Source organism: Peribacillus sp. SIMBA_075 (assembly GCF_046534585.1).
Window position 1 is genome coordinate 1 of record NZ_JAWRYN010001122.1, and the last position, 253, is coordinate 253.

At 44.7% G+C, this 253-nt stretch carries 1 pseudogene; it reads left to right on the forward strand.

Annotated elements, in window-relative coordinates:
* Nucleotides 1-253: pseudogene (locus tag SB775_RS31800) on the forward strand (glutathione ABC transporter substrate-binding protein); the annotation flags it as partial.

Below are 253 nucleotides of genomic sequence, written 5' to 3' on the forward strand. Positions count from 1 at the left end.
CATTCGTCCGAATTTTCATACGAAAAGTTTTGCCCCTGACAACAATAACTCTGGCTTCTACAGCAATACACAGGTAGATAAGCTACTTGACGAAGCGATCATGACAGCGAACAAGGATGAGGCGATGAAAAAGTACGCTGAGGTGCAAAAAATCATTTACGACGACGCGCCTTGGGTATTCCTGCATGTACCTGACCTCATCGTTGCAAAAACAACTTCTGTTAACGGTGTGATGGTGCTGCCTAGTGATACT